This window comes from Nonomuraea sp. LP-02 (assembly GCF_036289125.1).
Taxonomy (GTDB): domain Bacteria; phylum Actinomycetota; class Actinomycetes; order Streptosporangiales; family Streptosporangiaceae; genus Nonomuraea; species Nonomuraea bangladeshensis.
Window position 1 is genome coordinate 6,169,533 of record NZ_JAXCLK010000001.1, and the last position, 15,835, is coordinate 6,185,367.

Consider the following 15,835-nt stretch of genomic DNA (forward strand, 5'->3'; position numbering starts at 1 on the left):
GGTGACACATGGACCGTTCCCGCCGGATCAGGAGGAACCGCCGGCGCTCACGCTCCGCGTGCTCGGCCCGCTCCAGGCCGAGGCGCACGAGCGGGCCGTGGACCTCGGACCGGCCAGGCAGCGGGCGGTGCTCGCGCGGCTGGCCGTGGCCGGCGGGCAGGTCGTGTCCACCGACCGGTTCATCGACGACCTGTGGCGGGGGCAGCCGCCGCCGAAGGCGCTGGCCGCGCTCCAGGTGTACGTCTCCAACCTGCGCCGCGTCCTGGAGCCCGACCGGCCGCCGCGCGCGCCGGCCCGGGTCGTCGTGAGCGCCCCGCCCGGCTACCGGCTGCGGCTGCCGGACGACGCCGTGGACGCCTGGCGGCTGCCCCGGATCGTCGAGGAGGCGGGGGCGGCGTTGCGTCAGGGGGCGGGGGCGGTCGCGTACGAGCTGCTGGACCGGGCGCTCGGGCTGTGGACCGGGGCGGCGTACGAGGAGTTCGCCGACGAGGAGTGGGCCGTACCCGAGGTGGAGCGGCTGGCCGAGCTGCGGCTGCTCGCCGTCGAGCACCGGGCGGAGGCCGCGCTGCTGCTGGGCAGGCATGCGGAGGTCGTGGCGGAGCTGCGCGGGCACGTGGAGCGGCACCCGCTGCGGGAGAGCGGCGTACGGCTGCTGGCGCTGGCCTGCTACCGGGCGGGCGGGCAGGCGGAGGCGCTGACCGTGCTGCGGCGAGCCAGGGAGCGGCTGGCGGACGAGCTGGGCGTGGACCCCGGGCCGGAGCTGCGGGCCCTCGAACAGGACATACTCCGGCACGCCGACACACTCAACGCACCGGAGCCGCCCAGGCCGCCCGCCCAACCCCAAGCGACCGCCCAACCCCAGCCCGCCGCCCACCCCGGCCACCCGGTCCCACGGCCGGAGCATGCGGCGGCCCCCGGAGCCCCCCTGCTCGTCGGCCGCGCCCGCGAGCTGGCGATCCTGCGCGAGGAGGCCGCCCAGCCCACCCACCGCACCGTCTGGCTGGGCGGCGAGCCGGGCGCGGGCAAGAGCACGCTGGCCGAGGCGTTCGCCGCCGAGCTGGCCGGGCGCGGCTGGCGGGTGGCGTTCGGCCGCTGCCCGGAGACCGACGGCGGGGCCCCGCCCGCGTGGGCGTGGAGCGAGATCGTCCGCACCCTCGCTGAAGAGCTCCCGCCGGAGGACCCGGCCGGGCTGGCCCCGCTGCTGCACGACGGCGTCCCCATCCCCAACCAGTTCCTGCTCGCCAGGGCGGTCGCCGGCTACCTCGCCTCCTGCGCGCCCCTGCTGGTGGTGCTGGAGGACGTCCACCGCGCCGACGGCGAGACCCTGCACCTGCTGCGCCACCTGCCGCAGACCGCCCGGCTGCTGGTGGTGGCCACCTTCCGCCCCGCCGAGACCACCGAGGACCTGGGCACGACGCTGGCCGCGCTGGCGGCGGGCAGCAGGCACGTGGAGCTGTCAGGACTGGGCGAGGACGCGGTCGCCGAGCTGCTGGAACGCCACACCGGGCGAGCCCCCGACGCCGCGACCGTACGCGCGGTGTGCGAGCGCACGCTGGGCAACCCGCTGTTCGTGTGCGAGATCGCCCGGCTGCTGGCCTCGGAGGGTCCGGGGGCCACGCGGGCGCTGCCGCCCGGCGTACGCGACCTGATCAGGCGCAGGATCGCCCGCCTGCCCGCCACGGCGCAGACCGTGCTGCGCAACGCCGCCGTCGTCGGCCGCGACGCGGACGTGGACGTGCTGGTCGCGCTGCAGGACGGCGACGAGGACACGGTGCTCGACGGCCTGGAGGCCGGGGTCATGACCGGCCTGCTGTCCGAGCCCGGCCCGGGACGGGTGCGGTTCACGCACGTCCTGGTGCGGGAGGTGCTGTACGAGGACACGGCGCGGATCCGGCGTACCCGTCTGCACGGGCGCGTGGTGGCGGCCCTGGAGCGGCTGCGGCCGGGCGAGGTGGCGGCACTGGCGCACCACGCGCTGGAGGCCGGGGCGCCGGGCGCGGTCGGCCACGCCAGGGCGGCGGCGGCGCAGGCGTCGGGGTTGCACGCGCACCGGGAGGCGGCGGCGCTGTACCGGGCGGCGCTGCCGTACGCGGGCGACGACGACACCCGGCTGGAGCTGCTGTGCGGCCTGGTGTCGGCGCTCGGCCACGCGGGCGACGTGGCCGGGGCGGTCGAGGCGCGGGCGGAGGCGGTCCTGCTGTCGCCGGGGGTGCGCGCGCTGACCTCGTACGACGCCCCGGTGATCTGGACGATCCAGCCCGACACCCGCTACGACGCGGAGTTCGTCGCGGCCGTGGAGCGGGAGCTGGATGCCGGGCACGGGCCGGAGGCGCGCTGCCGGCTGCTCGCCGCGCTGGTCTTCGCCGTGGAGGGCCACGACGACGAGCGGGTGGAGGCCGCCGGGGCCGAGGCGGTGGCGCTGGCCCGCGAGCTGGGCCGGCCCGACCTGCTGTGCCTGGCGCTCAACGCCCGCTACTTCTCGTTGCTCTCCCCCGAGCGGCGCGAGGAGCTGGCCGCGCTGGGCGAGGAGCTGCTGGAGCTGGGCCGGGCGCACCGGCTGGTCGGCTACCTGACGCTGGCCCACTTCGCGCTGCTCATGGCCGCGCTCGGCCGGGGCGACCTGGAGGCGGCGGGCCGGCACGCCGACGCCGGCCTTGCGTCCTCCACGAGCGGCCAGCTCGGCCTGTCGCTGGTCGTCCTGTCGCTGTTCGGGGCGCTGCGCAAGCTCGTCGAGGGCGACTTCGACGCGGCCGAGGAGGCGTACACCGCGATCACCAGGCAGATGGCCGAGCGCGGCGCGGTGAACGCCGAGGCCATGGGCATGCTCAGCAGGTTCACGGTGCGCCTGGCGCGCGGCGACGTACGGGACTCGCTCCCCGAGCTGTCCGCCCTGTACACGCGCCTGCCGAACCCCGGGACCCGCGAGCTGTACGCCCGCGCCCTGACCACGGTCGGCGAGCCGGACGCGGCCCGCCGGGTCTGGCGGCCCGGCGAGCGGCACTCGCGCGACTACTACTGGCTGCTGTGGGAGACGATGCACGCGCAGACCGCGGTGGCGCTCGGCGACCGCGAGACGGCCGCGCGCTGCTACGACACCCTGCTGCCCTGGGAGGACCGGGTGGCCGGGCTCAGCAGCGGCTCGGTCACGCTCGGGCCGGTCGCGCAGGTGCTGGGCGACCTGGCCCGGCTGCTGGAGCTGCCCGTGGCGGGCGCGCACTACGCGCGGGCGGCGGAGGTCGCCGAGCGGATCGGCTCGCCGCACTGGGCCGCGGCCGCCCGCGAAAGCCTCGAAGACGTCACAGGCTCCCGAAGATGAGCCGCTGGCGGCGGCGGTGCCCCCGGCTGAACACCGCGATCAGCGCCCCGAGCACCGGCCCCGCCGCCTTGCGCAGCTCGGCCAGCTCGTCAGGGCGGGCGTACTGGGCGATGCGCGGCAGGTCGAAGGCCGTGTCGCCGCCCTTGCGCACCTCGGTCTCGACCTTGTGCCAGTCGGCCTCGGAGACGTACTTCTCGATGATCGGGAACAGCAGCCGCTCCTCCTCCTCGATGTGCTCGTCGAGCAGGTCGGCGAGGATGCCGAGGGTCTTGGCCAGGCGCCTGGCGGCGGCCGGGTCCTTGCCGAGCCCCGCGGCCGCCTGGGTGATCTCGTCCAGCAGCGGGTCGAGCTGGGTGTGGTCGTCGGTGAGGTCGGTCAGGTCCACCTCGGCCCCGGCCGAGCGGACGATCACCGGCCAGAGCACGTCGTCCTCGGCCTTGTGATGGTGGTGGATGCCGGCGCACAGCTTCGTGGCGAACGTGGCGATGGCCTTGAGCCGGGCGGCGTCGGCCCGCTCGTCGCCGGCGGCGATGCTGTCCATCGTGCGGGACAGGCGGCGCGTGTCGCCGCGCATGGCCCGGTGGGTGATGCGGAATCCGATCGTGTTGGGCGACATGGGGCCGCTCCTCTGCTAGGGGATGCCACCAGGGTGCGCCGCCGCTCTTGGGCCCTTCTTGGTGTCGACTTGGCGACCGCTAGGGGGTGAGCGCCTTGGCGTAGCAGCGGGTCAGGGGCGCGTCGGCGTAGCTGCCGTAGGGCTCGGTCAGCGTGTACGCGCACCGCTCGTACAGCGCGATGGCCTCCGGCTGCCGCAGGCCGGTGGCGAGGCGCAGCCGCCGGTGGCCCATGCTCACGGCCAGCTCCTCCAGCGCGCCGAGCAGCGCCGTCGCGATCCCGCGGCCCCGGTGGGCGGGGATGACGTACATGCGCTTGAGCTCGCCGGTCACCGCGTCGAGCTGCTGCACCGCCCCGCAGCCGACCGCCAGGCCGTCCACGACCGCCACCAGGAACCGGGCCCCCGGCCGCACCTGCGAGCGCCCCTGGGGACCGTAGCGGGCCACCAGCTCGGCGTAGGCCGCGTCGAGCAGCGTGCCGAGCTCCGCGTCGCCGAGCTCCCGTTCTTCGATCAACATCCCGTCATCGTAGGGACGGGGTTCAGAGGCCGAGCGCCTGGGCCGGGTCGGCGAGGATGCGCTGGATGACCAGCCCGGCCGCGCCCAGCACCGCCGCGTCCGCGCCGATCCCCGACACGACGAGCGGGGGCGGGGTGCCGCGCATCTGGGCGAGCCGGGCGCCGAGCCCGTCCCGCACGGGCCCGCCGAGCCAGGGGAAGAGCGGGGCGAAGACGCCGCCGAGCACGATCCTGCCGGGGTCCAGCAGGTGCACGGCGGAGGTGAGCGCCACCCCGAGCGCGTGGCCGGCCCGCGCGCACGCCTCCAGCGCCCGCGGTTCGCCCGCCTCCAGGTGCTCGACCAGCGCGGTCACCGACTCCAGGGGGCCGAGGAGCGCGTCCTGACCGGCGTACACCTCCAGGCAGCCACGCCCGCCGCACCGGCAGGCGGGGCCGTCGGGCACGACGACGACGTGGCCCAGCTCGCCGGCCAGCCCGTACGTCCCCCTGAACAGGGCCCCGCCGACGACGAGGCCGGCGCCGATGCCGATCTCGCCGGAGACGTAGAGGAAGTCGGCCTCCCGCGAGCCGAACCACAGCTCGCCGAGCGCCGCCAGGTTGGCCTCGTTGTCGATCGCGAGCGGCAGGTCGCCGGCGAGGCCGGCGACCCGTACGTCCCGCCAGCCGAGGTGCGGCGCGCTCCGCAGCACGCCGTCCTCCACGGTGCCGGGCACGGCCAGCGCGGCGCCCATGACGCGCAGCCCGCCGGCCTCGGCGGCCTCGATGGTCTCGCGGGCGAGCGCGCGCAGCAGGCCCAGGATCTCGGCGGGGTCGGAGTTGCGGTTGTCGGCGGGGCGGGTGCGGCGCAGCCGGACGGCGCGGGTCAGATCGACCACGCAGGCGGCCAGGTAGTCGATGTTGACCTCCAGCCCCAGCGTGGCCACGCGCTGCCCGCTCAGGCTGACCGCGACTCCCGGCCGGCCCCGCTCGCCGCCGCGTACGGCGCCGCGCTCGCTGACCACGCCGGCCTCCAGCAGGTCGGCGACCAGGCTGGAGACGGTGGTCTTGGTGAGCCCGGTCCGCTCGGCGAGCGCCGCGCGGGTATGGGGTCCGGTGCGGTGGATGGCGTCGAGTACTACGGCCAGGTTACGGGCGCGCATGGAATCATGCCGCACTCCTCTTGACGACACCCGGTCCACCTCCTCAGGATTATGTACAGATTATGGACTAAACACCTGGAGCGCAGGAAAATGACCGCATTCACCCCGACCCCCGACGACCGCTTCACCTTCGGCCTCTGGACCGTCGGCTGGCAGGCGCGCGACCCGTTCGGCGACGCCTCCCGGGCCCCGCTCGACCCGGTCGAGACCGTCCACAAGCTCCACGAGCTCGGCGCGTACGGCGTCACCTTCCACGACGACGACCTCCTCGCCGTCGAGCCCGACCGCGACAAGGCCATCGCCGCCTTCAGGAAGGCCCTGGACGAGACCGGCATGAAGGTCCCCATGGCCACCACGAACCTCTTCACGCACCCCGTCTTCAAGGACGGCGCGTTCACCAGCAACGACCGCGACGTACGCCGCTACGCCCTCCGCAAGGTCATGCGCAACCTCGACCTCGCCGCCTCGCTCGGCGCGACCACGTACGTGTGCTGGGGCGGCCGCGAAGGCGCCGAGTCCGACGCCGCCAAGGACGTCAAGGCCGCGCTCGACCGTTTCAAGGAGAGCCTGGACCTCCTCTGCCAGTACGTCATCGACAAGGGCTACAACATCCGCTTCGCCCTGGAGCCCAAGCCCAACGAGCCGCGCGGCGACATCCTGCTGCCCACGATCGGCCACGCCCTCGGCCTGATCGGCGAGCTGGAGCACCCCGAGATGGTCGGGCTCAACCCGGAGGTCGGCCACGAGCAGATGGCCGGGCTCAACTTCGTCCACGGCATCGCCCAGGCGCTCTGGCACGGCAAGCTCTTCCACATCGACCTCAACGGCCAGCACGGCCCCAAGTACGACCAGGACCTGATCTTCGGCCACGGTGACCTCAAGAGCGCGTTCTTCCTGGTCGACCTGCTGGAGAACGGCGGCTACGACGGCCCGCGCCACTTCGACTACAAGCCGCTGCGCACCGAGGACGCGCAGGACGTGTGGGACTCCGCCGCCGCCAACATGCGCACCTACCTCATCCTGCGCGAGAAGTCCCGCGCCTTCCGCGCCGACCCCGAGGTCCAGGAGGCCCTGGCCGCCTCCCGCGTGACCGAGCTGGCCCAGCCCACCCTCGCCGCCGGCGAGACCTGGCAGGACCTCGCCAAGGACGACTTCGACGTCGATGCGGCCGCCGCCCGCGGCTTCCACTTCACCCGGCTCAACCAGCTCGCGCTCGAACACCTCATGGGGGTACGCGGATGAGCACGCCGATCAGCGTCCAGCTCTACACCGTCAGGGATGCGCTGGCCGCCGATCGCGACGCCGTGCTGCGGCGGCTCGCCGGGTCCGGCTACGCGGCGGTCGAGCCGTACGACCCGACCGCCGACCCGGAGGGCTTCCGCAGGGTGGCCGACGACCTGGGGTTACAGGTGTCGGCCACGCACGCGTACGCGCTGCTCACCGAGGACACGACCGCAGTCCTCGACGCGATCGCCACGATCGGCACCGATCTGGCGATCGTGCCAGGCGGCATCCCCCACGAGGAGTTCACCACCACCGACGGCCTGCGGCGCACCGCCGACCTGCTGAACGGCCTGGCCGAACGGGCGGCCGGGCACGGCGTACGGATCGGCTACCACAACCACTGGTGGGAGATCGAGCCGCGAATCGACGGCCGGCACGCGCTGGAGGCGCTGGCCGACCTGCTCGCGCCCGAGGTGTTCCTGGAGATCGACACCTACTGGGCGGCGGTCGGCGGCGCCGACGTGCCCGCCCTGCTCGGCCGCCTGGCAGGGCGCGTCCTCGCGCTGCACGTGAAGGACGGCCCGGTGGTCAAGGGCGAGCCGCACACCGCCGTGGGAGCGGGCGCGATGCCCGTGCCCGCCGTGCTCGCCGCCGCGCCGGACGCCTGGCGCGTCGTCGAGCTCGACGAGTGCGCCACCGACGTCTTCGCCGCGCTGGCCGACAGCCACGCCTACCTCACCTCACTGGAGGCCCGTTGACCGCAGGCCCCGTCGGCGTCGCCCTGGTCGGCGCCGGTGTCATCAGTGGCCAGTACCTCCGCAACCTCACCTCGTTCCCCGACGTGCGCGTGCTCGCCCTCGCCGACCTCGACGCCGGGCGGGCCGCCGCGGTCGCCCGCGAGCACGGCGTGCCCGTCTCCGGCTCGCTCGCCGACGTGCTCGCGCTGCCCGAGGTCGAGCTCGTCGTCAACCTCACCGTGCCGGCCGCGCACGCGGCCGTCGCGCTGGAGTCGCTGCGCGCCGGCAAGCACGTGTACGGCGAGAAGCCGTTCGCCATGAACCCCGCCGAGGGCGCCGCGATCCTCGCCGAGGCCGCCGCGCGCGGCCTGAGGGCGGGCGGCGCGCCCGACACGTTCTTAGGCGCCGGGCTGCAGTCCGCCCTGCACGCCCTGCGCTCCGGCCTCATCGGCGAGCCGGTCGCCGTCACGGCGGCCACGCAGAGCCTCGGCCCCGAGTCCTGGCACCCCAATCCCGAGTTCTTCTACCAGCCGGGCGGCGGCCCGCTGTTCGACCTCGGCCCCTACTACCTGACCGCCCTGGTGTCCCTTCTCGGCCCGGTCGCCCGGGTCGCGGCGAGCACCCGCAGGGCCCGCGCGGAGCGGGTCGTGGGCTCCGGCCCCAAGGCGGGCACCACATTCCCCGTGGACGTGCCCACCCATGTCAACGCCCTGCTGGACTTCCCCGGCACGGCGACGGCGGCGGCCACGTTCAGCTTCGACTCCCCCGTCAACCGCAGGATGATCGAGATCATCGGCACGGAGGGCGCGCTCTCCCTGCCCGATCCCAACACCTTCGAGGGCCCGCTGCTGGCCCGCGGCGCGCACGACACGGACTGGCGCGAGCTGCCGGTCTCGGGCACCACCACGAGCCGGGGGATCGGCGTCCTGGACCTGGCCAGGTCGCTGCGGGCGGGCACGCCGCACCGGGCCTCGGGCGAGCTGGCGTACCACGTGCTGGAGCTGATGACGGCGATCGCCGAGGCGGGCGAGCGCGGCGAGTTCCGGGCGATCACCTCGACCCTGACCGCGCCCGAGCCGCTGCCCGACGGCTGGGACCCGCACGCCGCGACCCTGGCGTGAGACCGGGGCGGCGCGGGTCGTACCCGCGCCCCCCGGCATTGCCAAAGGCCGGTCAGTGCATGTATCACGGAGCGTAATCGAACGACCACGCTCGTCTCTTCCCGAAGGTGATCACATGCGTGTCCTGATCCAGCTCCGTCCGGCGGCCGACGTCGTGGCGTCCGTGCTCGACCCCGGCGTCGCCAGTTCGGTGGCCGACGTCGTCGCCGACCTGCCCGGCGTCCTGCTCGACGAGGCGTACGGCCCGGTGGCGGTGCCGCGCGCCCGGCCCAGCGCGGCCCACGGCGGCCCGCTCTCGCTCTCCTCTCGCGTGGAGTTCTCGATGTCCCCCGAGCACGCCTCGGTGCTGGTCCGCGGCGAGATCCCCGACTCGGAGCTGCCGATCAGGCTCGCCCGCCTGCAGTCGGCGGTCCGCGACGTGGCCGGCGTCTACGCCGACCCGCGGATCAGCCCGGCCGGCCCCACCTGCGGCGGCGACGGCCCGGCCGGCGACTGGCAGGAGGTCAGGCGGCTGCTGGGCGCCTCCGACCTGTGGGAGCAGGGCCACGACGGCGAGGGCGTGACCGTCGCCGTCTGTGACACCGGCATCAACGCCGCGCACGTCCGGTCGGTCCTCGGCGAGGAGGTCAGGATCGACGCGGAGCGCAGCTGGGCGCCGCCAGGGGTTCGCAAGACCCCCGGCCGCTATCCCGTCGAGCACGGCACGATGTGCGCCTTCGACGCGCTGCTGCCCGCGCCGAAGGCCACCCTGCTCGACATCCCGATCCTGCTCTCGCGGCAGGGCGACATGTCGGGCCTGCTCTCCGACGCCGTCGCCGCCTACTCCCACCTGCGCGACGTGCTCAACGCCATGCCGGAGGAGTCGAGGTCGCTGGTGGTCTCCAACAGCTGGGGCCTGTTCAGCCCTCTGCACGACCTGCCGCCCGGCCACCCCGGCAACTACTCCGACAACCCCGCGCACCCGTTCAACCTGATCGTGGGCAGCCTGGCCGACGCGGGCGCCGACATCGTCTTCGCGGCCGGCAACTGCGGGCGCGACTGCCCCGACGGGCGCTGCGGCTTTCGCGAGCGGCCGATCGTCGGCGCCAACGGCCATCCCGACGTGCTGTCCGTCGGCGGGGTCAATGTCCGCGGCGAGCGCGTCGGCTACTCCTCGCAGGGGCCGGGCCGGCTCGCGGAACGCAAGCCCGACCTGTGCGCCTACACGCACTTCGCCGGCTCGGGCGCGGTCGGCGAGGCCGACAGCGGCACCTCCGCCGCCTGCCCCGTCGCGGCCGGGGTGGTCGCCGCCGTCCGCAACACGCGCCCGGCCGCGCAGCTCTCCCCCGAGCAGCTGCGCACCCAGCTCAACCGCACGGCCGACGACCGCAGCACCGTCGGCTACGACTACGACTACGGCTGGGGGATCATCGACCCGCCCTCCGCGGTCGCCGCCCTCAGTCGCGCCCGCGCGGCCTGACATGATCCTGCTCCAGGTCCGCCTGCCGCCCGGCGCCACCCTCGCCGACGCCCTGGACGCCCTCGGCCTGACCGAGGAGGACGTCGACACCGGCTACGGGCTGGTGCCCGTCCTTCCCGAGGCCGGGCTGCACGTCCTGCGCGTCACGGAGGAGGCCGGCCGCCGGGTCGGCGGGCAGGTCTTCTCGGATCCGCCGATCGAACCCGGCTGATCCGTTGGCTCCGACCATCCAGAACCGGGACAATAGCCCGATGGTTGAACGTGGTGAAGGCGACTGGGTGTCCAGGTTCGCGGACGAGGTGATCTCCGAGGCGGAGCGGCGCGGCACCGGCCACCCGATTGTCTGCGCCTCCGGTCTCAGCCCCTCGGGCCCGATCCATCTGGGCAACCTGCGCGAGATCATGACCCCCCACCTGGTGGCCGACGAGCTGCGGCGGCGCGGCGTGCCCTGCGACCACCTGCTGTCGTGGGACGACTACGACCGCTTCCGCCGGGTGCCCGCGGGCATCGACCCGTCCTGGGCGGAGCACATCGGCAAGCCGCTGACCGCGGTGCCCGCGCCGCCCGGCAGCCCGCACCCCAACTGGGCCGAGCACTTCAAGGCCCCGATGATCGAGGCCATGGCCGCGCTCGGCGTGCGGTGCCGGATGATCAGCCAGACCGAGCAGTACACCTCGGGGGCCTACCGGGAGCGGATCCTGCGGGCGATGCGCGATCGGGCGGCGATCGACGCCGTGCTGTCGCGGCACCGCACCAAGCAGGCGGAGCAGCCCGAGGAGCCCGAGCGGGCCGGGGAATACTTCCCCTACCGGCCCTACTGCGAGCTGTGCGGGCGCGACCTCACCACGGTCACCGCGTACGACGACGAGACCACCGAGCTGGCCTACACCTGCGAGTGCGGCTTCGGCGAGACCGTACGCCTGGCCGAGCACGACCAGGGCAAGCTGGTGTGGAAGGTCGACTGGCCGATGCGGTGGGCGTACGAGGGGGTGCTGTTCGAGCCGTCCGGCGTCGACCACCACTCCCCCGGCTCGGCGTGGACGGTCGGCGGCCAGATCGTCGGCGAGGTGTTCGGCGGCGAACGGCCCATCGGCCCCATGTACGCCTTCGTCGGCATCACCGGCATGGCCAAGATGAGCAGCTCCAAGGGCGACGTGCCGACCCCGTCCGACGCCCTGGAGATCATGGAGGCCCCGGTGCTGCGCTGGCTGTACGCCCGCCGTAAGCCGGCCCAGTCCTTCAAGATCGCCTTTGACCAGGAGATCCACCGGCTCTACGACGAGTGGGACGCCCTCGGCCGCAAGGTCGCCGCCGGGCAGGGGCAGCCGGCCGAGCTGGCCGCGTACGAGCGGGCGGTCACCACCGCCGACGGCCCGCTGCCGGCGACCTCGCACCCGGTCCCCTACCGCACGCTGGCCTCCATCGCCGACATCACGACCGGCGACGCCGAGCAGACCCTGCGCATCCTGCGCGACCTCGACGGCGTCACCGGACTTGACGCCGCCGCGCCGCGCCTGGACCGGGCGCAGCGCTGGGTGGAGCTGCACCTGCCCGCCGACCAGCGCACGCGGGTGCGCGAGGAGCCGGACGAGGGGCTGCTCGACTCGCTCGGCCCGGACGAGCGCGAGTCGCTGCGGCTGCTGGCCGACGGCCTCGACGACTGGTCGCTGGACGGGCTGACCACGCTCGTGTACGGCGTGCCCAAGCTCCAGGCGGGCCTGCCCGCCGACGCCGCGGCGACCCCGGAGCTGAAGGCCGCCCAGCGGGCCTTCTTCGCCCTTCTCTACCGGCTGCTCGTGGGCCGCGACACGGGCCCGCGCCTGCCCACGCTCCTGCTCGCCGTGGGCGCCGACCGCGTACGCAAGCTGGTGGGCGCATGACCGCCTTCCTCATCACCGGCATCATGGCCTCGGGCAAGAGCACGGTGGCCCAGCGGCTCGCCGAACGCCTGCCGCGGGCCGCCCACGTCCGCGGCGACGCCTTCCGCCGGATGGTGGTCTCCGGCCGCGCCGAGATGACCCCCGACCCGTCCGAAGAGGCGCTCCGCCAGCTCCGCCTGCGCTATCGTCTCACCGCGACCACCGCCGACCTGTACGCCGAGGCCGGCTTCACCCCGGTCGTCCAGGACGTCGTGCTCGGCGCCGAGCTGGAGCACCTCGTCGGCCTGATCCGCACCCGCCCTCTGCACGTGGTCGTGCTGGCCCCCCGGCCCGAGGTGGTGGCGGAGCGGGAGCGGGGGCGGGCCAAGACCGGTTACGCCGGCGGATGGACCCCGGCCATGCTCGACGACGTGCTCCGCCGCGAAACGCCGCGGCTCGGGCTATGGCTGGACACCTCGGAGCAAACCCCCGAGGAGACGGTCGCCAAAATCATCACTAGATGGGATGAAGCGATAATCGTCAAATCATAGAACGATCTATGCAAGGCGCTGTCAAGCGGACTGCATGCGCTGTGGAGAATCTGAAGTCATGAACATGCAGCCTTCCGCCGCCGACGTCAGCGTCACCGTCATCGTGCCCGCGATGAACGAGGCCGACAACTTGCCCCACGTCTTCGCCACGCTGCCCGAATGGATCGACGAGGTGATACTCGTCGACGGCAACTCAACCGACGACACCGTCGCCGTCGCGCGGAAGCTGCGCCCCGACCTGCGGGTCGTCGTGCAGACCCGGCGCGGCAAGGGCAACGCGCTCATCGAGGGCTTCCAGGCCGCCAAGGGCGACATCATCGTCATGATCGACGCCGACGGATCCACCGACGGCCGGGAGATCCGCAGCTTCGTCGACGCGCTGCTCGCCGGCGCCGACTTCGCCAAGGGCTCCCGCTACGCGCCCGGCGGCGGCTCCGACGACCTCAGCCCGGTGCGCTCGCTCGGCAACAAGGCCCTGACGGGCCTGACCAACCTGCTCTACGGCACCCGCTACACCGACCTTTGCTACGGCTACAACGCCTTCTGGGCTCGCCACCTGGACGCACTGAACCTCGATTGCGACGGTTTCGAGATCGAGACGCTGATGAACGTCCGCGCCGCCAAGGCCGGGCTCGTCATCAGCGAGGTGCCCAGCCACGAGCGCTCCCGCATCCACGGCACCAGCAACCTCAACGCCGTCCGCGACGGCCTGCGGGTGCTGCGCACGATCCTCCGGGAGCGGTCCGGGCGCGCCTCCATACAGGGGCACACCCAGGTCGCCTTCGCGGAGTGACGGATGGCATCCTGCAACGATGCGCTACATAGTGATCGGAGCGGGGGCCGTCGGCGGCGCCATCGGGGCGCGCCTGCACCAGGGAGGACATGACGTCCTCCTGGTCGCGAGAGGCGCCCATCTGGCGGCACTACGCGCCGACGGACTCCGCTTCGTCACGCCGGAGGGCGCCGAGACCCTCCGGATCCCCGCGGCGGGCGGGCCGGTGCCGGCCCGCGCCGACGACGTGCTGATCCTGGCCACCAAGTCCCAGGACACCGTCGCCGCACTCGACGGCTGGTCCCGCGACCTGCCCGTGGTGTGCGCGCAGAACGGCGTCGCCAACGAGCGCGAGGTCCTGCGGCGCTTCCCCGACGTCTACGGCATGTGCGTGTGGCTGCCCGCCCAGCACCTGGAGCCCGGGGTGGTGGCCGCGTACGCGCAGCCCTGCACCGGGATGCTGCACGTCGGCCGCTATCCCCAGGGTGTGGACGACCTCACCGAGCAGATCGTCACCGACCTCGGCAAGCACGGGCTCGCCGCCCGCGCCACCCCCGACGTGATGCGCTGGAAGCACGGAAAGCTGCTCGGCAACCTCGGCAACGCCGTCGAGGCCCTGGTGGGCCATCCCGACGGCATGGCCGATCTGGTCGAACGCGCCCGCGCGGAGGCGAGGACCGTGCTCGACCGGGCCGGCATCCCCTACTCCACCCCCGAGGAGGAGGCCGCGGTGCGCGGCCACCAGGTGGACGTCCGTCCGATCGCGGGCGTCCGGCGCGGCGGCGGCTCGTCGTGGCAGAGCCTGGCCAGGGGCAGCGGCTCCATCGAGACCGACCACCTCAACGGGGAGATCGTCCTGCTCGGCCGCCTGCACGGCGTGCCCACCCCGGTCAACGAGGTGCTGCGGCGTGAGGCCGACCGGTGCGCCCGCGAGAAGCTGCCGCCCGCCTCGATGCCGCTGGAGACGCTCAACGCGCTCATCGACGAGCGTTGCGCAGCCGGATCCCGCTGAACTCCAGGCTGCTGGCCGTCACCTCGTTCCAGAACGACCACAGGTTGGGCAGCACCCGGAGCTGGATGCCCGCCCGCTCGTGCAGCTCGAACAGGTCGCCGACCGGCTCAGGCGGGCCCAGCGGCTCGACCGGCACGGTGGCGACCACCGCGTGCGGCGGGTCGCCGATCGGCCTGAACTCACTCGCCGGCAGCCGGTAGGCGAACAGCTCGACCTCCCGCATGGCCTGCAGCCAGCTGTATTCGACGGCGTGCACCCGCTCGCCGCAGCCGGCCCCGATGATCCTGGCCCGGTCGTCCTCGGTGGTGCGCGGGCCCACCCACGCCATCGCGCGCGGGCAGGCGCGCGGGAACCAGTAGTCGGGGCAGCGCTCGGCACCGACGGCCCATACGTACGGCTCGGCCAGCGAGGTGGTCACCGCCACGTGCGGGACGAACCGCGCGATCGACGGGTCCTCGGAGAAGTGCAGCACCTGACCGGGCTCTGGTCTCATGAAAGTCATCATCGCGCATACCCCCGCGCCCGCCGGGCAGATGAAACCCACTCTTACGACAAGGGGTGAGTCGGATGATCTTCCTGGGTTTGATCCTGGTCCTGCTCGCCGTCGGCGCCGGTGTCCTGGTCTTCACCGAGGAGAGCAGCAGGTACATCCTCTTCGGTTACACCTTCGAGCTCAACCAGGTCGAGATGTTCCTCGCCGGGGCGGTCACGGCGGCCGTCCTGCTCGCGGGGCTCTGGATGCTGAGCTCGGGCGCGCGCCGTACGGCCAAGCAGCGTCGCAGCCTCCGCGACCAGCGGGCGGAGGCCTCCAGCCGCATGGCGCGGCTGGAGGAGGAGAAGCGCGAGCTCGAACGGCGTCTCGAACGTGAGCACGCCGCCAAGCAGGCTCCCGTCAAGGGCGTTCCCGCGCAGCGGGAGCACACCGCCCAGCACACCGCTGAGCACACCGGTCGCCACTCGGTTCCCGAGGACGACCGCCTCGTGGCCCGCGGCTCCGAGGACAGCAGGCGGTAAGGCCGTCAGGCCACGTCACGCGGCTGCTGGCGCGAGGGCAGAAGTTTGCCCTCGCGCCAGAGCGCGAACCCCGTCACCAGCGCCCCCACGCCCTCCCAGAGCCCGACGCCGAAGAACTTCGCCGGCGCGGCCCCGGTCAGCACGAGCGTGGTGAAGACCGCGAAGGTGACCAGCCGGAAGGGCACGGTCCAGCGGAAGAACGGCGTGTAGTCGGCCGCCGCCGCGAACAGGTAGTAGACGCCCATGTTCACCGCCGCCATGGACGAGGCGGCCATGTAGACCAGCGTGTAGTCCCCCGCAGGTCGTACGTCGAGGACCTCGAACCCCAGCATGGCCAGCAGCGTCGTGGGCGAGACGAGCCCGAGCAGACCCAGCGCGAAGGCCAGGAATCCGAACACCGCCATGGTCCAGCCGGAGAAGGAACGCGGGAGACGCACAGGAATCCTTCCGAAGGGGGGTGTAATCTGCGAGGCGATCTCATCATGCACCCGGAGGTCGC

Annotated in this window: 16 protein-coding genes; 11 read left to right on the forward strand and 5 right to left on the reverse strand. The window is 73.6% G+C overall.

Features of this window, described 5'->3' with window-relative positions; translation table 11 throughout:
* The first annotated feature begins 1 nt into the window (after position 1).
* Entirely contained in the window at positions 2 to 3,316 is a 3,315-nt protein-coding gene (locus SMD20_RS28995) for a BTAD domain-containing putative transcriptional regulator (RefSeq protein WP_329587208.1), read from the forward strand.
* Here SMD20_RS28995 and SMD20_RS29000 read toward each other — a convergent pair.
* The 3 genes from SMD20_RS29000 to SMD20_RS29010 all read right to left on the reverse strand — a co-directional run bounded on the left by SMD20_RS29000 (position 3,297) and on the right by SMD20_RS29010 (position 5,587).
* Positions 3,297 to 3,932 carry a hemerythrin domain-containing protein gene (locus tag SMD20_RS29000; RefSeq protein ID WP_329587211.1) on the reverse strand — a complete coding sequence of 212 codons (636 nt, stop codon included), beginning with the start codon at positions 3,930 to 3,932 and terminating at the stop codon, positions 3,297 to 3,299. The two genes, SMD20_RS28995 and SMD20_RS29000, sit on opposite strands and share 20 nt — an antisense overlap.
* A 79-nt stretch (positions 3,933 to 4,011) precedes the next feature.
* Positions 4,012 to 4,449: a GNAT family N-acetyltransferase gene (locus SMD20_RS29005; RefSeq protein WP_329587214.1), complete on the reverse strand. Its 438-nt coding sequence runs from the start codon at positions 4,447 to 4,449 to the stop codon at positions 4,012 to 4,014.
* A gap of 22 nt (positions 4,450 to 4,471) precedes the next feature.
* Positions 4,472 to 5,587, reverse strand: coding sequence for an ROK family transcriptional regulator (locus SMD20_RS29010; RefSeq protein ID WP_329587216.1), 1,116 nt, complete (start codon positions 5,585 to 5,587; stop codon positions 4,472 to 4,474).
* Positions 5,588 to 5,677: 90 nt separating this feature from the next.
* On the opposite strand from SMD20_RS29010, the gene xylA reads away from it, so the two are divergent.
* From xylA to SMD20_RS29055, 9 genes are all read left to right on the forward strand, one after another.
* Positions 5,678 to 6,829: a xylose isomerase gene (gene xylA / locus SMD20_RS29015; RefSeq protein ID WP_329587219.1), complete on the forward strand. Its 1,152-nt coding sequence runs from the start codon at positions 5,678 to 5,680 to the stop codon at positions 6,827 to 6,829.
* A complete protein-coding gene (locus tag SMD20_RS29020) occupies positions 6,826 to 7,569 on the forward strand; it encodes a sugar phosphate isomerase/epimerase family protein (protein ID WP_329587221.1) in 744 nt (247 codons plus the stop codon). The genes xylA and SMD20_RS29020 overlap by 4 nt, the downstream gene beginning before the upstream one ends.
* Complete coding sequence (locus tag SMD20_RS29025) at positions 7,566 to 8,669, forward strand: Gfo/Idh/MocA family protein (RefSeq protein ID WP_329587224.1); 1,104 nt, start codon at positions 7,566 to 7,568, stop codon at positions 8,667 to 8,669. Before SMD20_RS29020 ends, SMD20_RS29025 begins: the two co-directional genes overlap by 4 nt.
* 115 nt (positions 8,670 to 8,784) lie before the next feature.
* Positions 8,785 to 10,128: a S8 family serine peptidase gene (locus SMD20_RS29030; protein WP_329587227.1), complete on the forward strand. Its 1,344-nt coding sequence runs from the start codon at positions 8,785 to 8,787 to the stop codon at positions 10,126 to 10,128.
* 1 nt (position 10,129) lies between these two features.
* Positions 10,130 to 10,339 (forward strand): hypothetical protein, encoded by a 210-nt coding sequence (locus tag SMD20_RS29035; RefSeq protein ID WP_329587230.1) that lies wholly within the window; start codon positions 10,130 to 10,132, stop codon positions 10,337 to 10,339.
* A 40-nt stretch (positions 10,340 to 10,379) separates the two neighbouring features.
* Complete coding sequence (gene lysS, locus SMD20_RS29040; protein ID WP_329587233.1) at positions 10,380 to 12,008, forward strand: lysine--tRNA ligase; 1,629 nt, start codon at positions 10,380 to 10,382, stop codon at positions 12,006 to 12,008.
* Positions 12,005 to 12,538 (forward strand): AAA family ATPase, encoded by a 534-nt coding sequence (locus SMD20_RS29045; RefSeq protein ID WP_329587235.1) that lies wholly within the window; start codon positions 12,005 to 12,007, stop codon positions 12,536 to 12,538. Before lysS ends, SMD20_RS29045 begins: the two co-directional genes overlap by 4 nt.
* 58 nt (positions 12,539 to 12,596) lie before the next feature.
* Positions 12,597 to 13,331 (forward strand): glycosyltransferase family 2 protein, encoded by a 735-nt coding sequence (locus SMD20_RS29050; protein ID WP_329587238.1) that lies wholly within the window; start codon positions 12,597 to 12,599, stop codon positions 13,329 to 13,331.
* A 19-nt stretch (positions 13,332 to 13,350) separates the two neighbouring features.
* The gene (locus SMD20_RS29055) at positions 13,351 to 14,322 is read left to right on the forward strand and encodes a ketopantoate reductase family protein (protein WP_329587241.1); all 972 of its coding nucleotides are present in this window, start codon (positions 13,351 to 13,353) and stop codon (positions 14,320 to 14,322) included.
* Here the strand turns inward: SMD20_RS29055 and SMD20_RS29060 are convergent.
* On the reverse strand, positions 14,288 to 14,815 hold the full coding sequence (locus SMD20_RS29060) for a DUF6886 family protein (RefSeq protein WP_329587243.1): 528 nt from the start codon (positions 14,813 to 14,815) through the stop codon (positions 14,288 to 14,290). The genes SMD20_RS29055 and SMD20_RS29060 overlap by 35 nt on opposite strands.
* Before the next feature lie 74 nt (positions 14,816 to 14,889).
* Between SMD20_RS29060 and SMD20_RS29065 the strand changes: the two genes are divergently transcribed.
* Positions 14,890 to 15,336 carry a hypothetical protein gene (locus SMD20_RS29065; protein WP_329587246.1) on the forward strand — a complete coding sequence of 149 codons (447 nt, stop codon included), beginning with the start codon at positions 14,890 to 14,892 and terminating at the stop codon, positions 15,334 to 15,336.
* Between the two features lie 5 nt (positions 15,337 to 15,341).
* On the opposite strand, the gene SMD20_RS29070 is transcribed toward SMD20_RS29065, so the two are convergent.
* Positions 15,342 to 15,773 (reverse strand): hypothetical protein, encoded by a 432-nt coding sequence (locus tag SMD20_RS29070; RefSeq protein ID WP_329587249.1) that lies wholly within the window; start codon positions 15,771 to 15,773, stop codon positions 15,342 to 15,344.
* Positions 15,774 to 15,835 lie beyond the last annotated feature (62 nt).